Source organism: Bifidobacterium sp., assembly GCF_022647885.1.
Classification (GTDB): Bacteria; Actinomycetota; Actinomycetes; order Actinomycetales; family Bifidobacteriaceae; genus Bombiscardovia.
Window position 1 is genome coordinate 390,706 of record NZ_JALCLM010000001.1, and the last position, 17,047, is coordinate 407,752.

General features: G+C 47.9%; 12 protein-coding genes. 7 read left to right on the forward strand and 5 right to left on the reverse strand.

All coding sequences use genetic code 11. The annotated features are described in order from the left end of the window. Positions 1-41: 41 nt before the first annotated feature. The 4 genes from LKI20_RS01595 to LKI20_RS01610 form a co-directional block, all read right to left on the reverse strand. Positions 42-203 carry a hypothetical protein gene (locus LKI20_RS01595; protein WP_291768949.1) on the reverse strand — a complete coding sequence of 54 codons (162 nt, stop codon included), beginning with the start codon at positions 201-203 and terminating at the stop codon, positions 42-44. Positions 204-332: 129 nt separating this feature from the next. Then, positions 333-2,330: an ABC transporter ATP-binding protein gene (locus tag LKI20_RS01600; RefSeq protein ID WP_291768952.1), complete on the reverse strand. Its 1,998-nt coding sequence runs from the start codon at positions 2,328-2,330 to the stop codon at positions 333-335. Then, positions 2,327-4,141 carry an ABC transporter ATP-binding protein gene (locus LKI20_RS01605; RefSeq protein ID WP_291768955.1) on the reverse strand — a complete coding sequence of 605 codons (1,815 nt, stop codon included), beginning with the start codon at positions 4,139-4,141 and terminating at the stop codon, positions 2,327-2,329. The genes LKI20_RS01600 and LKI20_RS01605 overlap by 4 nt, the downstream gene beginning before the upstream one ends. Further along, a complete protein-coding gene (locus LKI20_RS01610; RefSeq protein ID WP_291768958.1) occupies positions 4,141-4,623 on the reverse strand; it encodes a MarR family winged helix-turn-helix transcriptional regulator in 483 nt (160 codons plus the stop codon). The genes LKI20_RS01605 and LKI20_RS01610 overlap by 1 nt, the downstream gene beginning before the upstream one ends. Positions 4,624-5,237: 614 nt before the next feature. On the opposite strand from LKI20_RS01610, the gene LKI20_RS01615 reads away from it, so the two are divergent. The 7 genes from LKI20_RS01615 (at position 5,238) to LKI20_RS01645 (ending at position 15,375) form a co-directional block, all read left to right on the forward strand. Continuing rightward, positions 5,238-7,700 carry a SpaA isopeptide-forming pilin-related protein gene (locus LKI20_RS01615; RefSeq protein ID WP_291768963.1) on the forward strand — a complete coding sequence of 821 codons (2,463 nt, stop codon included), beginning with the start codon at positions 5,238-5,240 and terminating at the stop codon, positions 7,698-7,700. A 99-nt stretch (positions 7,701-7,799) separates the two neighbouring features. Then, positions 7,800-9,347 carry a SpaH/EbpB family LPXTG-anchored major pilin gene (locus LKI20_RS01620; protein WP_291768966.1) on the forward strand — a complete coding sequence of 516 codons (1,548 nt, stop codon included), beginning with the start codon at positions 7,800-7,802 and terminating at the stop codon, positions 9,345-9,347. Positions 9,348-9,500: 153 nt separating this feature from the next. Beyond that, a complete protein-coding gene (locus LKI20_RS01625; RefSeq protein ID WP_291768968.1) occupies positions 9,501-10,340 on the forward strand; it encodes a class C sortase in 840 nt (279 codons plus the stop codon). 392 nt (positions 10,341-10,732) lie between these two features. Continuing rightward, positions 10,733-11,911: an MFS transporter gene (locus LKI20_RS01630; protein WP_291768970.1), complete on the forward strand. Its 1,179-nt coding sequence runs from the start codon at positions 10,733-10,735 to the stop codon at positions 11,909-11,911. 86 nt (positions 11,912-11,997) lie between these two features. Further along, positions 11,998-13,008: a nucleoside hydrolase gene (locus LKI20_RS01635; protein ID WP_291768972.1), complete on the forward strand. Its 1,011-nt coding sequence runs from the start codon at positions 11,998-12,000 to the stop codon at positions 13,006-13,008. A gap of 94 nt (positions 13,009-13,102) precedes the next feature. Then, positions 13,103-14,146 (forward strand): ribokinase, encoded by a 1,044-nt coding sequence (locus LKI20_RS01640; RefSeq protein WP_291768975.1) that lies wholly within the window; start codon positions 13,103-13,105, stop codon positions 14,144-14,146. 155 nt (positions 14,147-14,301) lie between these two features. Continuing rightward, complete coding sequence (locus tag LKI20_RS01645; protein ID WP_291768978.1) at positions 14,302-15,375, forward strand: LacI family DNA-binding transcriptional regulator; 1,074 nt, start codon at positions 14,302-14,304, stop codon at positions 15,373-15,375. Between the two features lie 260 nt (positions 15,376-15,635). On the opposite strand, the gene LKI20_RS01650 is transcribed toward LKI20_RS01645, so the two are convergent. Then, positions 15,636-16,973 carry a chloride channel protein gene (locus LKI20_RS01650; protein WP_291768980.1) on the reverse strand — a complete coding sequence of 446 codons (1,338 nt, stop codon included), beginning with the start codon at positions 16,971-16,973 and terminating at the stop codon, positions 15,636-15,638. Between the last annotated feature and the right edge of the window lie 74 nt (positions 16,974-17,047).

The following is a 17,047-nucleotide window of genomic DNA, read 5'->3' on the forward strand; positions in this document are numbered from 1 at the left end:
GCTGTCCCGTTGAAGCAGTTATCGTATCTGAGAGATTAAGCTCAGCTCTTCTTGGAGAAAATACCCTTTACGAATCCCCAGACTGCCGTGATGACGAACAGTACGAGTGAGACGAAGAACAACCAAACCAAACCCTTAACAGCTAGGCCTGCAATACCACCGATAATCCACAGCAGCATAAGAATAATGAATAAAGCTAACATAATCTCCCCCTTGATTGTGCTCTCATTGCGGCTACATCATATCAGTGTTATCAAGTGCTCCTGCATTGCTGTGCTGATAGCTCAGCAATGCAGGCTTGAGGGATGAAACAGCGATAAGCAAGTTCGACATCATTCCAGCTCTAAAGCACCTGTGTACAGCTGGTAGTACTGGCCGCGTTGTGTGATGAGTTCGTCGTGGGTTCCACGCTCAATGATTTTGCCGTGGTCGAGAACCATAATGACATCCGCGTTGCGCACTGTTGAGAGTCGGTGTGCAATCACGAATACGGTGCGATTGTTCATCAGAGCATCCATACCCTGTTGGACCACTGATTCGGTGCGGGTATCGATGGATGACGTTGCCTCGTCGAGAATCATTGCAGGAGGATTTGCCACAGCAGCTCGTGCGATAGAAATTAGCTGACGCTGACCTTGAGAGAGTCCGCTGCCGTCCCCCTGTAGAACAGTCTGATATCCCTCTGGCAACATACGGATGAATCCATCGGCATTGGTGAGCTTGGCAGCTTCGATACATTCTTCGTCGCTTGCGTCAAGGCGTCCGTAACGTATGTTGTCCATCACACTACCTGTGAAGAGATTGACATCCTGTAAGACAATTCCTAAAGAATGCCTCAAATCGGGCTTACGAATGTGGCTGACATCAATCCCATCATAAAGAATCTGACCTTGTTGAATGTCATAGAAACGATTGATGAGATTGGTGACTGTGGTCTTTCCTGCTCCTGTTGCTCCGACAAGAGCAACCTTCTGACCTGGTTTAGCGAACCACGTGATGTCATGCAGCACAGGTTCTGCCGGATTGTAGCCAAAAGTGACATCAGTGAAACGCACATCACCACGCAATAATGTCAGTCTTCCATCTGATGAGGTTAATGCACTCTCTCTGGCCTTCAGCGCCACCTCAGCAGCGCGAGGACTGAGATTATCTGCTTCCTGCATAGAACGGGTGCCGTCGTCGTTGGCTTCACGTTTCCAAGCCCAATGTTGAGTTGGGGTGTTGGACTCGGTGAGCTCTCCATTGGCACCGATACTGACATTGACCAACCTGACAGTGCCTTTATCTTGCTCAATCGGCTCATCCATTAGAGCAAAGATGCGTGAAGCGCCGGCGAGGGCCATCATGACCATATTGAACTGCATAGAGACTTGGCCGATAGGGTTGATAAAAGAGCGAGAGAGTGTGAGCAGGGAGATTAGGGCCCCCAGAGTCAGTGCTCCGGAGCCATAAAGTCCAACATTGCCCCAACCTGATATTCCTGCGATACCTCCGACTATTGCCAGAAGCACATACAGCAGATAACCCATATTGCCCACAACAGGCATGGTGATATTGCCATAAATATTCGCCTGTGTGCTGGCTTCAAAGAGCTCTTCATTCTTCTGCGCAAAGGTGGTGGCTGAAGCCCGCTCATGGTTAAAGATTTTGATGACTTTCTGCCCATTTACGGCTTCTTCCACAAATCCGTTGACATCACCGATCGATTGTTGTTGATGAACGAAGTACATGCCGCTACGGGTAACTAAGACACGAACGACCACAATAAGGATCACGGTAAATACCAACGTGAATACGGTGAATGGGATTGAGAGCCAGAGCATTGCGGCCAAAGCCGCCAAAGCTGAAACTGCCGAGGAAAACATTTGTGGGAAGGATTGGCTAATAGCCTGACGGAGTGTGTCAGTATCATTCGTATAGCGGCTCATGACATCGCCATGTTCATGAGTGTCAAAGTATCGAATTGATAGTTGTTGTTGATGTGCAAACATTTCGTCGCGAATACGCTTCAGTGTGCCCTGTTCAATAGCGACTAATAGCCAGTTATACAACCAAGTACTGAGGGTTCCAACGATATACAAACAGCCCATCAGTACCAACGCTTCGACCAGAGGCCCCCAATTTGGATTGTGTTCTCCAACGAGAGGCAAAATATATGTGTCGATAAGAGTCTGCAAGAAGAGTGCAGATCCGGCCTGTGCTGCTGCGGACAGTAATATGCACACAATGATGGCTGCCACGCGCCATTTATACGTGAAGATATATGCGAAGATGCGTTTGGTAGTTCCAGGTGCAGCTTTCTGCGCTTGTCGTGGTTTTCTGTCGGTCATCGCTCTTCATCTCCTGGGTTTCGCGTTTGCGATTCATAGATCTCTCGATATTCCTCGCTTGAGCCGAGTAGTTCTTGATGAGTGCCGTGATCAAGGATGCGCCCTTCTTGCATGACGATGATGACGTCTGACTCTTCAACTGAGGCGATGCGCTGAGCGATGATGATCTTAGTAGTATCTGGTATTTCGGTATGGAAGGCTTCACGGATGAGCTGATCAGTTTTGGTATCTACAGCACTAGTGGAGTCATCCAAAATTAATATTTGTGGACGTTTGAGTAATGCTCGCGCTATGCATAATCGTTGACGCTGCCCGCCAGACACATTGCTGCCGCCTTGCTCGATGTAGGTGTCATATCCGTCGGGGAATTCTCGAATAAACCCGTCGGCCTGAGCTAGCTTGCAAGCATGAATGAGCTCGGCATCACTGGCTTGCGGGTTACCCCAACGAAGATTGTCTTTGATGCTTCCGCTGAACAACACGTTCTTTTGCAGAACCATAGCTACTTGGTCTCGTAACACTTCGAGATCATATTCACGAACGTCATGTCCCCCTACTCGTAACGAGCCACTAGTGACATCGTAAAGTCGCGGTATGAGTTGGACGAGACTAGATTTAGATGACCCTGTGCCGCCGACGATACCTACGGTCTGACCGGACTGAATGTGGAGTGATATTGCATCTAGCACTGGCTTCTCTGAGCTGCCTGCGTAGCGAAAGCTTACATTTTCAAAGTCGATGGAACCATCAGTGACTGAAGTTAAAGCGGAGCTCGGATTACTGACTGTGCTGACCTCGGTGAGGACTTCACGAATACGTTCTGCTGATGCCCTTGAGATAATAACCATGACGAAAATCATTGAGAGCATCATCATGCTCATCAGAATTTGCATGGCATAAGTCACCAAGGCTGTAAGATCGCCGGTACTGAGTCCATTGGCGCTGTTGTTACCGGATGCCACGATTTGCTGAGCGCCAAACCAAGCGATAGCAATCATTGACACATACATGCATAGTTGCATTAAGGGCATATTGAAGCTCATTGTTTTCTCAGCCTTGACAAAATACTTGTAGATACGTTCTGAGATTGCCGAGAATTTGCTAACTTCATGTTGCTCGCGGTTAAAGGATTTTACGACGCGGATGCCTTGAAGGTTTTCATCGACAACATTATTGAGTTCGTCGTAGGTGTGAAAGACTTTTTCAAAGACTGGGTGCACGATAACCGTTAGTGCGAACAAACCTATACCTAGCACAGGAATAGTTGCCACAAAGACCATAGAAATCGAGGGGCTGATGCGGAAGGCAAACACCCACGAGATGATGACCATAATCGGAGCGCGAACACCCATACGGATTAACATTTGATAGGCATTCTGAAGATTCGTTACATCAGTAGTCAGCCTGGTAATAATCGATCCGGTCGAGAATCGATCAATATTGGTAAAGCTGAATGATTGAACTTTGTCAAATACATCATGTCTAAGGTTTTTTGCGATGCCAGATGACGCAATCGCAGCAAATTTACCAGCTAAAAACCCGCAGATAAGTGAAACTGCTGAGCATGCAAGCAGAATTAGGCCGAAGCGCCAGATATTCGGAATGCTCCGTCCTGAGATCCCCTTATCGATAAGTAGAGCCATTATAGTTGGGATTACGATTTCTAACACACTCTCAACAGCTACGAATGCAGGTGCGAGCAAGCTTTCTTTGCGGTATTCGCGCAAGCTTCGCAGAAGTATCCTGATGGTGTGTTTTCCTCCTGAGCGCTGTTGAGTTGTTGTAGAGGCAGTCGTGGTGATCGCCGTCATTAATTGCTTCTTCCGTCTGTGGTGCTGGTGTTACTGGAACCGTTGTTTGCAGGAGTGTCCGAGGGACTGCCTGATGATTTGTCGAGGTTTTTTGCATTGACGCAGTTATTGCCCACGAGCCCTGTGCTGGTGAGGTTGCTTCTCATCATCGCGAAATATGACGAGAGCTGTGCCAAATCTTCTTCCGTGAACTGTGCGAAAAGGGTATCTTCCATTTTTTCTGCATTTCGCCTTAGCGCATCAACGATCTCTTGCGCTGCGTCGGTGAGAACAATTCTGCGTAATCGCGCATCACGTTCTACTGCCTGACGCTCAATCAACCCTTTTTTCTCCATCAGGCTGAGTACACGCGATGCAGTTGATGGGGTTATTGAGCAGCGTTCTTCAATGTCATATTGGAATATATCGCGATGCTCATTTTTCGCTAAAAACATAATGATACGTGCATTTCCACCTGTTGCAGCTCGTGCGTTTTCTGGCATGGTGGCACCGAGATATCGGCTAATCAAATTGTTTAGGGATCGAATTTCCATTCCAAGATTAATTGGCCGAGATACCTCATTGTCGCATGACTCTGACTGACCGCTCGTAACGCTTTGCGCAAGGCTATGAACCGTCGGATGTGTGCTGTTTTGCTGTTGAATCAGGGGAATAGTATAGACGCTTGCATATACAACTGTTGTATATGCAAGAAAATTTCGTCTTAACGATTGTTCAGGGAAAGTCGCATGCAATGTTCTTGCCGTTGTGTGGAGCACTCAGGAGTGGAGTCGAGAAAGCACTGAAAAGATAAAAGATTCCGCTGTCAGCGAAATGTTCCTTGAAAACCTAAGAGAATATTGAAAGTATCATTACAAAAAGACAGCAGTGCAACATTTTAGCCAAATGTTTGTTACAATAGGTTTTTAGATTTCATTGGCGGTCAGATAGAGTCCGCCGCACAGAAATGTTTCGTTTGAGCCCTTAAGAGGGTGGAGCGGAGCTATGCCTGCTGGGGAGCGGGCTTTGGGGGAGTGGCCGAAATTCGGTTAGCGATGATTCGCGAATGCGTTGATTAGCTTTCGGATATTCGGTCTTGACAGGGATGGGGGATTCCTTGCAGAACTATACGGAGAATCATGGCCGCAGTGATGGGTCTGCCGCTAGTATTCGCAAACATGGTGCTCTCATAGCATTACTCATTTGTGCAGTGTTGATTGTTACCGGTGGTTTAGCAGTCCACTCTGCAAACGCAGCAACATCTTCCACGAGCGCATTTACTTGTGCACCTGGATATGTGTATTCGCAGCAATCAGATGGATCTATCAAGCAATATGCTGCTGGAACTACGTCTAACGTAAGTTTTTCGAATTCAATACAAGACTCAAATGTCAACGGGCTGGGAATAGGACAAGATGGCGCCACGGCATTTGCGTATTCGAGGTCGGGAGGAACTACAGGTAATTCAAGCCTTGATACCCTCTACAAATATTCAGGTTCTTCATCGAATTGGACAGCTACTAATTCTTCCAACAACCCGCCAACAACAAATGGGCAGGTTGCAGGAGCCGTGGATTTATCTAACGGAAATTTCGTTTTCGGCGCATATGCTACATCGAATAACCGCATTGTCTTCATGATGTTTGAATATATTGTTTCGTCTCAGACCTACGTGAATCTGGGTTATTTCAATGCTTCGTCGTACGGTGACACTACCGCGAGCAACGGTGATATCGCATTCGATGCAGCAGGTAATTTATATGTTGTTCGAAGTGTACAAGGCGGAGATACTACTCTTTTTACGATTTCTGCAGCGGAGTTGTTGACAGCGCAGCAAGCAACGAGTACAAGCCACGTAATCAGTCCTCAATCTCAAATTACGGGTAATATTGGTGTCGCTAACCCGGTAAACGGTATTGCCTTTGACACGGATGGCACCATTTATCTCGGTACTGGAACTCGTCTTTATCACTACAAAGCAAGCAGTTGGGAACCTATTGGTTCTAACAATGGTCTTGTATCGGAACAGCTAGGTTCAAGTACTGATTTGGCGAGTTGTAATTCGCCTTCGACTGTGACCGTGCGAAAAAACATTCCGAACGGGCGCGCTGCCAGCAGTGACCAATTTTCATTGACTTTATCCCAAGATTCTCAAATTGCCACTGTATCTACAAGCGGCTCAGCAAGTGGTATACAATCTGCACAAATTGGACCAATCCCAGCGATGTCTAACCAAACTTATTCGTTTGGTGAGTCAATGGCTTCTGGTTCAGGAACTCCTCTGAGTGGATACGATGCGAGCTGGCAATGTATAAATACGAATGACGGCTCCACTGTGTCTCAAGGAAGTGGTTCATCTGGAACGGTTCTGATACCACAAACTACTGGGAAGGGCGCCGCTGTGACTTGCACTATAACTAATGTGCCCAAAAGCAACGGCAGTATCTCGTGGTCAAAGGTTGACAGTGCTGATTCAAGCAAAGTGCTAGGTGGTTCTGTATGGGAACTGACTGGCCCAACAGCTGGCAACTCATCTGTACGCACGGTTGAGGATTGTGTTGCCACCGCTGCAGCGAATTGCACAGGACTCGATAAAGACCCTGCTGCTGGCAAATTCCTCGTTAACGGATTGGTCTGGGGTAACTACACGCTGAAGGAAAAATCTGCTCCTTCTGGGTATGAGATTAGCGATCAGGTGTATCCAGTGGCTGTCAACAAAGCGACCACAATTAGCGTGGGGCCCATCAGCAACAAAGCAATTCCACAAGCATCGGTGATTATCAGCAAGACCATTCTCAGCACCGCCGGCAATCAGTCCCCTGGTGTTGGTTGGGCGATGAGCGCCTCTCTATCTACGCGCTCTCCTCTGGGCACAGCAGTCCAAGGACCATTGACAAAAAATACTAATGCGAGCGGTACCGTCGATAGTGCATGGCCTATTACTTTCACTGATGCCTCACAGAGCGCAGCCGTGACCGTAGCAGAAACTCAGCAACAAGGATATGAATTTTCTTCAGGGTCCTGTGTAGTCACTACTACAAGCAACGTTTCTACAACGATTCCACTGGCGGGAACATCGGGAGATGTAGCGGGTATTACACCAGGCAGCACAGTGCGTTGCAACTTGATCAATAAGCAAGTTGCTGGCACTGCGTCATGGAGCAAGACCGCTGATGACGGCCATTCTTTGAAAGGTTCAGTCTGGACCCTCACGTATCCGGACGGAAGCAAGAAGGACATCACGGGAGATGATCAGGGTCATTTCTCGGTAGCAAATCTTCCGTGGGGAGCATTCAAGTTAGTTGAGAAAGAAGCTCCCGCCGGTTATCAGGTAAATAGCACTGAGCACGCCTTCACTATTGATGCCACACATTTGAGTGTCACTGTTGCTGATTCCCAGTCTGGTTCGGTTGTCAACAACAAACAACATGTGCCTGACCTGCCAATGACTGGAGGGGCCAGCACTGACCTGTTCATGATCAGTGGCGCTGTTGTGTTGATTCTTGCAGCTGCGCTTGGTTCATGGCACATCGTTTCCACTCGAAAACGAATGCGAGAGTCTTCAGAACTCAAACAATAACACCTCCCTGCTTTGAGGTTTGAAACAAGGCTTCGAAGCAGGATTGCGCAATTTTTACCGTCAATACGGTATGGATTTTCAACTAATAAGGAGAGAAATATGAGTTGGGATAGAACCAAAAAGGTTCTCTCAGTTGCTGTCGGCCTCGCTGGGGCTTTAGCGATGGGGATGACCGGAGTCGTAGCAAATGCAGCTACTACTGCACCCGAGTTTGGCAATATTGACACTGCCAAAAAGGGATCGATTATTATTCATAAGCACGAGCATCAGAACGGAACCGATGCAACGGCTCAGCCTGACGGCTCCTCTAACATCACCACACCTGGAATCGCAGGCGTTGAATTTACTGTGTATCGCATTGACGGTCTAGATCTTGCTAACGCTGATTCTTGGAACGGCTTGTCTGAAGCTAAAGCACCACAGACTGTGACACCAGGTACCACTACTATTTCTTTGAGCTCGCAGAGCTACGGTTTCACCAAAGTCGCTTCGGTTACCACCGATGCTCAAGGTGAAGCTACAGCTCCGAGCTTGCCTGTTGCGGCTTACGTCGTGGTTGAGACAAATCGCCCATCTACTGTGGTAGACATCGCACAGTCCTTCATTGTCACTATCCCATTCCCTGACCATGACAACACCAAGGGCTGGTTGTATGACGTTAACGTCTATCCAAAGAACGGTAGCACCACCGTCGACAAGACTGTGCTCTCCCAAGAAGGTCTAGGAATCGGCTCTGTAGCACAATTCCCTGTCACTACTCGCGTTCCTAAGATTGCCGATAACGCTAACTATAAGTACTACATCATTCATGATGATTTAGATTCGCGCTTAACTCCTTCAAGTGATCTGTCTGTGACCGTTGATGGTCAGGCTGTTGATAAGTCCTTCTATACCGTCACCGTTACAGGGCAAGCAGTGGACGTTTCCTTCACGAAAGATGGTCTTGCTTGGTTGAAAACCATTCCAAACAAGAGCGTAGTGACCACATTCAAGGGTACTGTTAACTCCCTCGGTAATGGTGTCATTCCGAACAAGGCCAGTCTCTACGCCGATACTGAGGTTTCTGATGAGCCTCCTGTCCCGCCGGTCGTTCCCCCAGTTAATCCTCCCGTGACGCCTCCTGTCTCTCCTGAAGTACATCAAAATTGGGGTGATTTGGTCATTAGCAAGGTTGATGCAGACAAGGATAATGCGGGTCTGTCGGGTGCTGAGTTCGAAGTTTATGCTGCCAAAGATGCATATGCGGATAGCTGCACAGCAACTGCAACAACAGGCGATCCAATCACTGTTGATGGGAAGAGCACCTTCACATCAGATGCGAACGGAAAAATCACCGTTGCAGGCCTATTCGTTTCAGATTCGAAGAATGCCCCAATTGATGCCTCACAGCGTTGCTACGTCATCAAGGAGACCAAGGCTCCTGCGGGCTTTGTTCTTCCTGACGGAGATGCTGCCCTAACCGCTGTGACTGTGAAGACTGGCCAGACAGCCGGTGTCGATGTCACCGTTAAGAACACTAAGCAGAATGTACCAAACCTGCCTATGACTGGTTCAACAGGCATTGCTGTGATGGTTGTTGTAGGACTTGCGTTGATTTCAGGCGCAGGAGCTTTGACAGTTTCACGTCGCCGCTCACTGAATAAGTAAGTGGTATCTAGTGGTCATTCGTGACTCGTAGCTCACACAATGATCATGCAGAGCTGGTCTCCTCGTTGCGAGGGGCCAGCTCTGTCTTGATATAAGGGGGACGTTCTGAAAAACCGAACAAGCAATACGCTGTTATCAGCACTTACTGCCCTGATGGTATTAGCAGGCGCGGCAATATTACTGTATCCATCAGCGGCATCTTGGGTCTCTCAATACAATCAGTCATCGATAGTGGCGCATGGAGTGCCAGACACGCGTCAATCCGATGCTGAAAAGAATGCAAAGGCGTTATCACTGGCACACGAATATAACGAGCAGTTGACTTCCGACGCCTTATACAGAGCTAATACCAATACACCGAGCAGCAATCAAGGCAAAGATTTGCACACGCTCTATGAGCAAGCCTTAGACGCTGGCAATGGCCTGATGGCCCGCGTGCAGATACCTAGTATCGGCTTGGATTTGCCCATTTATCATGGCACAGCTGATGACACCTTGCTTGAGGGAGTGGGACATCTTGAAGGTACATCTTTGCCAGTTGGTGGCAAAGGAACGCATGCTGTATTAACAGGGCATCGTGGTCTTGCTCAAGCTACTATGTTTACCAATTTGGATAAAGTTAAGGACGGGGATCTTTTTACTGTATCGACTTTCGGACAGGTGCTGACATACCGTGTCACTCGCATCCAAGTAGTTGACCCTGATCAAACTCGTTCTTTACAAGCCGTTGAAGGAAAAGATTTGGTGACGTTGGTTACCTGCACTCCTTTGGGCATTAATACGCAGCGAATTTTCGTGACGGGAGAACGTATCACTCCTACGCCGCAATCTGCCATTGCCGCAGCAACAGATACACCAGACGTACCTGGTGTTCCATGGTGGCTCTTTGCGCTGCTTGCCGTGGTGGCGATGGACCTCATCTGGTTAAAACGCGCTCTGCAACAGTCGGGCAGAGGCAAACATATCGGAAAGCAGATTCCGGCAGGTAGTTGAAGTTGAGAAGTATGTCTTAAACGGCGCTGTGGGTCGACGTTAATGCTTACGTCGACCCACAGCGCCGTTTAAGAATTTGTAACCGAGCTGGTGGTTGTCACGGAGTTGTGGCATGGCATTTTTACTGTTTGTTGAGCTCGTGTGTCGCACTTGTATGCGCTTGTTACGGGGTGTGTGCTCTACAGTTCGTGGGCATTCGTACCGAAGTTATTGTCGGGAGCCTCGATTTCGTTTAATAGTTTTCATTTAGCAAGCTTGCACACTAATCAGAAGTGATGTATCGTTTTACCTGATGATAGATTAAACGATTTATCAAAGAGGCTTCCGACACTGTTCGGAGCTGTATCTCGAGTTCAAGCAATGAAGCTGACTCAACATGAAAGGTGGCAAAGATGGGCACCAAAGACAGAGGTTTCATGATGAAATTCTCTCTGCTCTCAATATCATTAGTTCTCACTTCGGCGTATGCGATTTCTCCTGCCCTACCAGCGATGGTGAGTGCGTTTCCGGAACAATCCAGAGCCAACGTCGAGCTGTTGTCAACAATTCCATCATTTTCGGTAATGGTTATGGTGTTAGCAAGTGGTTTTATTGCCAAGAAAATTGGCGAAAAAACTACCGTCGTTCTTGGTCTGGCCATTGCTGCAGTATTCGGTATCGTGCCCTTCTTCACAGAGAATTTCTGGGTCATTATGGGTTCACGAATCTGCCTTGGTATCGGTTTCGGTTTAATCAACTCGCTGGCCGTAAGCCTAATCGGTGAATTCTTCTCGGGTGATAAAAAGGCTACCCTGATGGGATTCAGAAGTTCCTTTGAATCCTTGGGACAATCGCTGATGACGCTTGTTGCAGGTTTCCTCTTAGTATTCAGTTGGAAGGGTACATTCTTGGTGTACCTCATCGCGGTGCCTATTTTGGTGCTCTTTATGGTGTTCGTCCATAAGCCACATACTCAGCCAGTTGCAGAGGGCGAGGCTCCTGTAACTAGTGCTAAGCAAAAAATCAATGCTCCAATTCTCTTGATTGCTGGCTTCCTGTTTATTGCAGTCGTGGCTTACATTGGCATCACTGTGAGGTTCTCGTCAATTGTTTCAACCAATGGTCTTGGATCAATGGAGCAATCCAGCAGAATCTTGAGCGTTATGACTTTCTGCGGAATGCTCATGGGATTCGTGTTTGGAGCTATTAACAAAGTGCTCAAGCAATATACCCTGACGGTTGGCATTGTGCTGATGGCAGTTGGAAGCATACTTGTCTACAGTTCGCAGTCATTCATCGTCCTATCAATCGGTGCGCTGCTTGCTGGCATTGCATACCCAGTGATGGTGGCATACACGTTCAACAAAATTTCAGATGTTTGTGCGCCTGATTCATCCACACTCTCTACAGCCGTCGTACTTGTTGGCTGCAACCTTGGGGCGTTCCTTGCTCCTTATGGATTAAAGCTATCTTCAGCGATTATGGGCTCCGACTCCCTAACCGTTCCATTCTTGCTGTATGCAATCGTGCTATTGCTGATTGCTGTCGGTTATACCCTATTTGCGGTTAAATCCCAGAAACAATCGGCATAAGAAGTATTCATATCTAGATACAAGCTGTGTAATTAAACAACCACATTAGGGGCTAAGAGTTTGAAGGGCCCCGAGAAAGGCAAATCATGTTCAACGATGAAACGATGCGCTCACTTCTGGCTCCGCCAAAAGGACGGGTTACCGCAATATTGGATTCCGACACGTATAACGAGGTGGACGATCAATTTGCGCTGGCCTATGCGGCATCTTCTCCTGATCGAATCAAGCTGATTGGCGTTAATGCTGCGCCATTCCTTAATGCACGAGTTGCGACTGAGCAGGAGGGTATGGAGCGAAGCTATCAAGAGATCCAAACGATTCTCAAACTCATTCACCACGAGGAGATCCCATCCTACCGAGGTTCTGAGCACTTTATGGAGTCAACAGATTCCCCTGTGGATTCCGAGGCAGCACGAAATATTGTGAAGCAGGCGCTCGCTATGCCAGATGGGGAACCGTTATACATCATTGCTATCGGTGCGCCAACAAACATCGCTTCGGCATTGTTAAGCAATCCGGAAATTGCGGAAAAGATTGTGGTGCTGTGGCTTGGAGGACACCCTCTGTATTGGCCACAAACCTGGGAATTCAATCTGATGCAAGATATGCCCAGTTCGAAGGTCCTTTTCGATAGCGGCGTTCCCCTGATAACCATTCCATGTATGTCAGTGGCTTCAGCTCTGGGGACAACTGCGACTGAGCTCGCCGTGCATCTGAAAGGTAAGAATGAAATCGGCACCTATCTCACCCACACTGTGGAAGGGTTCTCGGGAGATGCTGAAGATTTCAATTCATACAATGAGATTGTTAATAAGTACCTTAGTGGCATTGATGACTTCGATCTCAAAGATTTCGACGTTGAATTCAATGCTGATCGTTATGCATGGAGCAAAGTGATTTGGGATATAGCAACTGTGGCTTATCTTGTAAATCCTGGGTGGGTATACAGTCGTTGCGTTGAAGCGCCGGTGTTGAACGACGATTTCACATGGGGTGAGCGCCTAGATGACAAACATCTGATGAGGACCGCATACTATCTGAATCGAGATGCCATATTCGGTGATTTATTCTATAAAATTTCGTCCATTAAGGATTGATTTCTGGCGATGAGATAAGAGCTTTGCGGTGGAGTTGCTGTGATGTGTTGGCAGCGGCTCCACCGAGACCTCGAGGTAAGAAAAGGAATTTGGTATGAAGACAGTGGATCTGGGTGACAAGCCTGAAGCATGCAGATTGATTTTGGAGCGTTTTCGGCAGGCACTCTCACAACGCTCGGATTCAATGGCGGTCGTTGTAGGCTCTATGAACGCCGATTACACAGTTGTGACAGATAGGATTCCCCTGCCAGGTGAGACCGTGGTAGGTGGACCGATGTCGATCCTTCCGGGAGGTAAGTCTTCTAACCAAGCTGTCGCATCTGCCAAGATGGGGGTTCATACCGCGATCATCGGTATGCTTGGCGACGATGAGAACGCCGAATTCCTTGAAGGGCACTTACGTCAATGTGGCGTGGATACTCAGAGCATTGGTAGGGCACAAACGAGTAGCGGCTCGACAATAATTACTGTGGATGCCCACGGTGAGAATACTATTGTGGTCTCTCCTGGTGCCAATGCGTACTTAGATGAGCAGGCTGTGGAGGCGTGCTCCGCACAAATCGAGCGGGCGCGCGTTATGGGACTGTGCCTCGAGACTCCTTTGCCTACCGTATTGAAATCCGCACAGATTGCACGCCAAACTGGTGTCGAAGTGGTGATTAATCTTTCGCCATTTAATCAACAAGCAGCAACAGTATTAACTTCATACGCAGATGTACTGATTGTCAATGAACTCGAATGTGCGGATTTGCTGCGTTGCGAACAGGAGAATGAGCAATCGACGCAAACAATTACTGTCGATTCAGATTGGCACATCATCGCTGAGCATTTACAACGTTTAGGGTTTTCGAAAGTGTGCATCACGCTTGGTGGCGATGGGTGTGTAGTTATTTCACAGGAAGAGCATAACGTGGAGCCAATTATTACGCACGTTGCTGTTCCGAAAGCTGCGGTTGTAGATACCACTGGATGTGGAGACTCTTTTATGGGAGGTGTGATTGCTGGAAGAGCAGTTGGAATGGACTTGGTGTCTGCAGCGTGCTTAGGCAGCATATTCGGCAGTTATGCAGCTCAAGGTTCCGGAGCGCAGGCGTCATATGGCACTTTGGAAGAAGTTCATTCACAGTATCTTTCGTAGCTGTTCCGCTATTTGATTTGTGCGAGCGTGCTGGTGGTTTCACAAGGTCTTCTGTAAACAGTGTCTTCTATAAGCTCTAGTCAAGGGTATGTGTCACAGTATCTCTGATGTAGCGGCGTTGTTGTTGCCGTTTGGCTGAAGAGAGAAGGCCCGAAATGCCCTATGCGACGATTCGTGATGTGGCAGAGCGCGCTGGCCTATCGATTGCCGCAGTGTCGCAGTCATTAAATGGCAAAGGAAGAATCTCTCTTTCCACCCGTGAAAAAGTCCTGAAAATTGCTGAAGAACTCAATTACGTTCCTGATTCTGGTGCTCGCGCAATGCGCACTTCTCATACAGGAACTATTGGGTTATTAGTTCCTGATATCAGGAATGCTTATTTTGCTGATTTAGCGTATCGGATACAGGATGCCCTGTTCCAAGCTGGATACTCGACATTAATCGTTACAGCTTCAGAGCAGGTTAATCGGCAGGATGCTCTCTTAAAAAACTTGCTGGCACAGAGAATTGACGGGGTAATTGTAATTCCTCAAGGTAAAGGGTCAAGGACGCTGCATGCTATGGCTGATCGTGGCACTCCATTGATTTTCGTGGATCGAAATGCTGAGGGAATGAGCCGAGTACCCCTCATAGATTCCGATCCCTTTCCTGGCATGCAGGAGGCATTACATGAGTTGGCTTCTCTAGGTCATCGACGTGTGGGATTCATTTCCGGTCCGCTACGTAAATCCCCAACCTTGGCGGAGCGAGAATTTGTTTTCCGACGTATTGCTGCTGACCTATTTGAAGCAGATAATATTGTGGTCGCATCCACTCATGGGGATCGTTCATCTTGTGAGAAAGCACTGCGGACAGTGATGGATAGATCTTGTACGGCAGTAATTTTTGGTTATTCTCCAGACACAGTACAAGCCATTGATATTCTTCGGGAACGTAAACTGCGTCCTGAGCATGATTTATCTATAATCTCATTTGACGACATCAAGTTATTTGAACTATTGACACCAAGTTTGTCGGTTATCTCCCAGCAATTGGACAAGATGGGCCTTATTGCAGCTCAGGGAATCCTTGACCTTATACCTCAACAATCGAATAGTGACGATAACAATGCATCTACCGGTACTGATGCTGATGCCAAGTCTGTTGACGCCGTCGTGCACAGTAGCACGCGTCTGCATACAAGAATTCCCACGGTCTTTATTCGACGAGATTCTGTGAGAACAGTGTGAGTGCTGGAATGCAATGTTGTTGAAAGAGTAGAACATTTGCGAATACAGCATAGTTAGCAATCAGGTCGACGTTGGGGGACGTCGACCTGAACTATTTGAGGATGAGAGAAGAAGGGGTTCAATTATGGTTATCGGGAACCGTGAAGAAGGGGAATCAGATTCCTGGTCTCGTCAGTTGTTGAATCACTTTGCATAACGTTGCTCTGCGCTATCCGTATGTGCCTCATTAACTTCCTTTGACACTCTTTAGTAAAGTCCTGCTATCTGAGGGCAACATCAGTTTTTGATAATAATGACGCAGGAGTTGGCTGGGAGTCTCCTGTGATCGTTGATGACAGTACCAGTCTTGATGCAATCACTCCTAGACACGTTGCCAATCCCAAGGGGCCTATTGCTGTAATTGGTAAATGGCTAATTTCCATGAGCATCATGAGAGCCATTAGCGGAGCCTGTTGCGATGCTGAGAGCAGAGCAACAGCACCGACAATCGCACACTGCCAAAGCGGTATAGCAGGCATCGCGAGATTCCAGAGCGATCCCAAAGCTACTCCAACGCTAGCTCCTACCGCGATGGAAGGGGTCAGTGTGCCGCCCGATGCACCCGAACGGATGGTGAGTATTGTCAGTAAGGCCTTGAACCCTCCGATGAGCACGATGAGCAATATTCCATTCGCAGAGCTAGCGTTCATGGCGATTTGAGCGAGAGCTCTTCCATTACCCATCACCTCTGGCGCCCATATCGATACCAGTCCGGTGAGAGCAGCCGCTAAAGGCAGCTGCCAGAGGATGTGAATATTGGTGGTTTTGTATCGTTCGGCCCAAGCAGTGGCTTTCGCGAACCATCCACCTAGATATCCGATGATCGGTGCAGCGATGAGACCGAAAATCAGCAGTTGCTGTTGAAAAAGCTCTGTGCCTACGTTGTAATACGGACCAAATCCGTGAATGGCACCTCCAACAGCTGCTGCTATTACGGACATAGAAAAACTTACTGCGACGGTTGTTGTATTAATTTTTTTCAGTAGGATTTCAATACTGAAGAGGGCCCCCGTCAGTGGGGAAATATAAATACCTGCGAAGCCCGCACCGGCAGCTGCGGCTACGAGCAGACGTCTGTCTTCGGCATCTAAATTCAATCGTTTGTACAAGCGCATCCATATCCCAGCGAGCATGGCTCCTGCCTCACGAGGCGCAACTTCCCTGCCAATTGAGGCTCCCGTACCTACCAAAAAAATCTGTGTGGAAACGTGCACCACAGTCTGCCACACAGGCATAGTTTTATCTTGAACTGCTTGGCTGACTGAGGGAACTGATGTTGTGCGATTTCGTAACAGCCACCAAACTAAGGCAGCAATTATGCCTCCAACTGTTACAGAGGTAGCTCGCCAAAACCATGGGGTAGTGAAAGGACCTGGAAGGATTGGGGTTTCATTGAAATTTAAAAACAGGTTTTCCACGAACTTCAGGAGCAACGCTAACAAACCTGAGGACAAACCAGCAGCAAGACCAAGTACTCCTGTGGATAGCATCAGAGACACTGGTCTACGCCAAGAGATGTTGCGACGCCGAATATTGATGTTACGGAACTGTGCATACACGCCCTAAATCTATCTGATGGTGTGCACAGTGTGAAGGTGCTTGCAGCGTGATTCGACTCCATGATTATATAGTT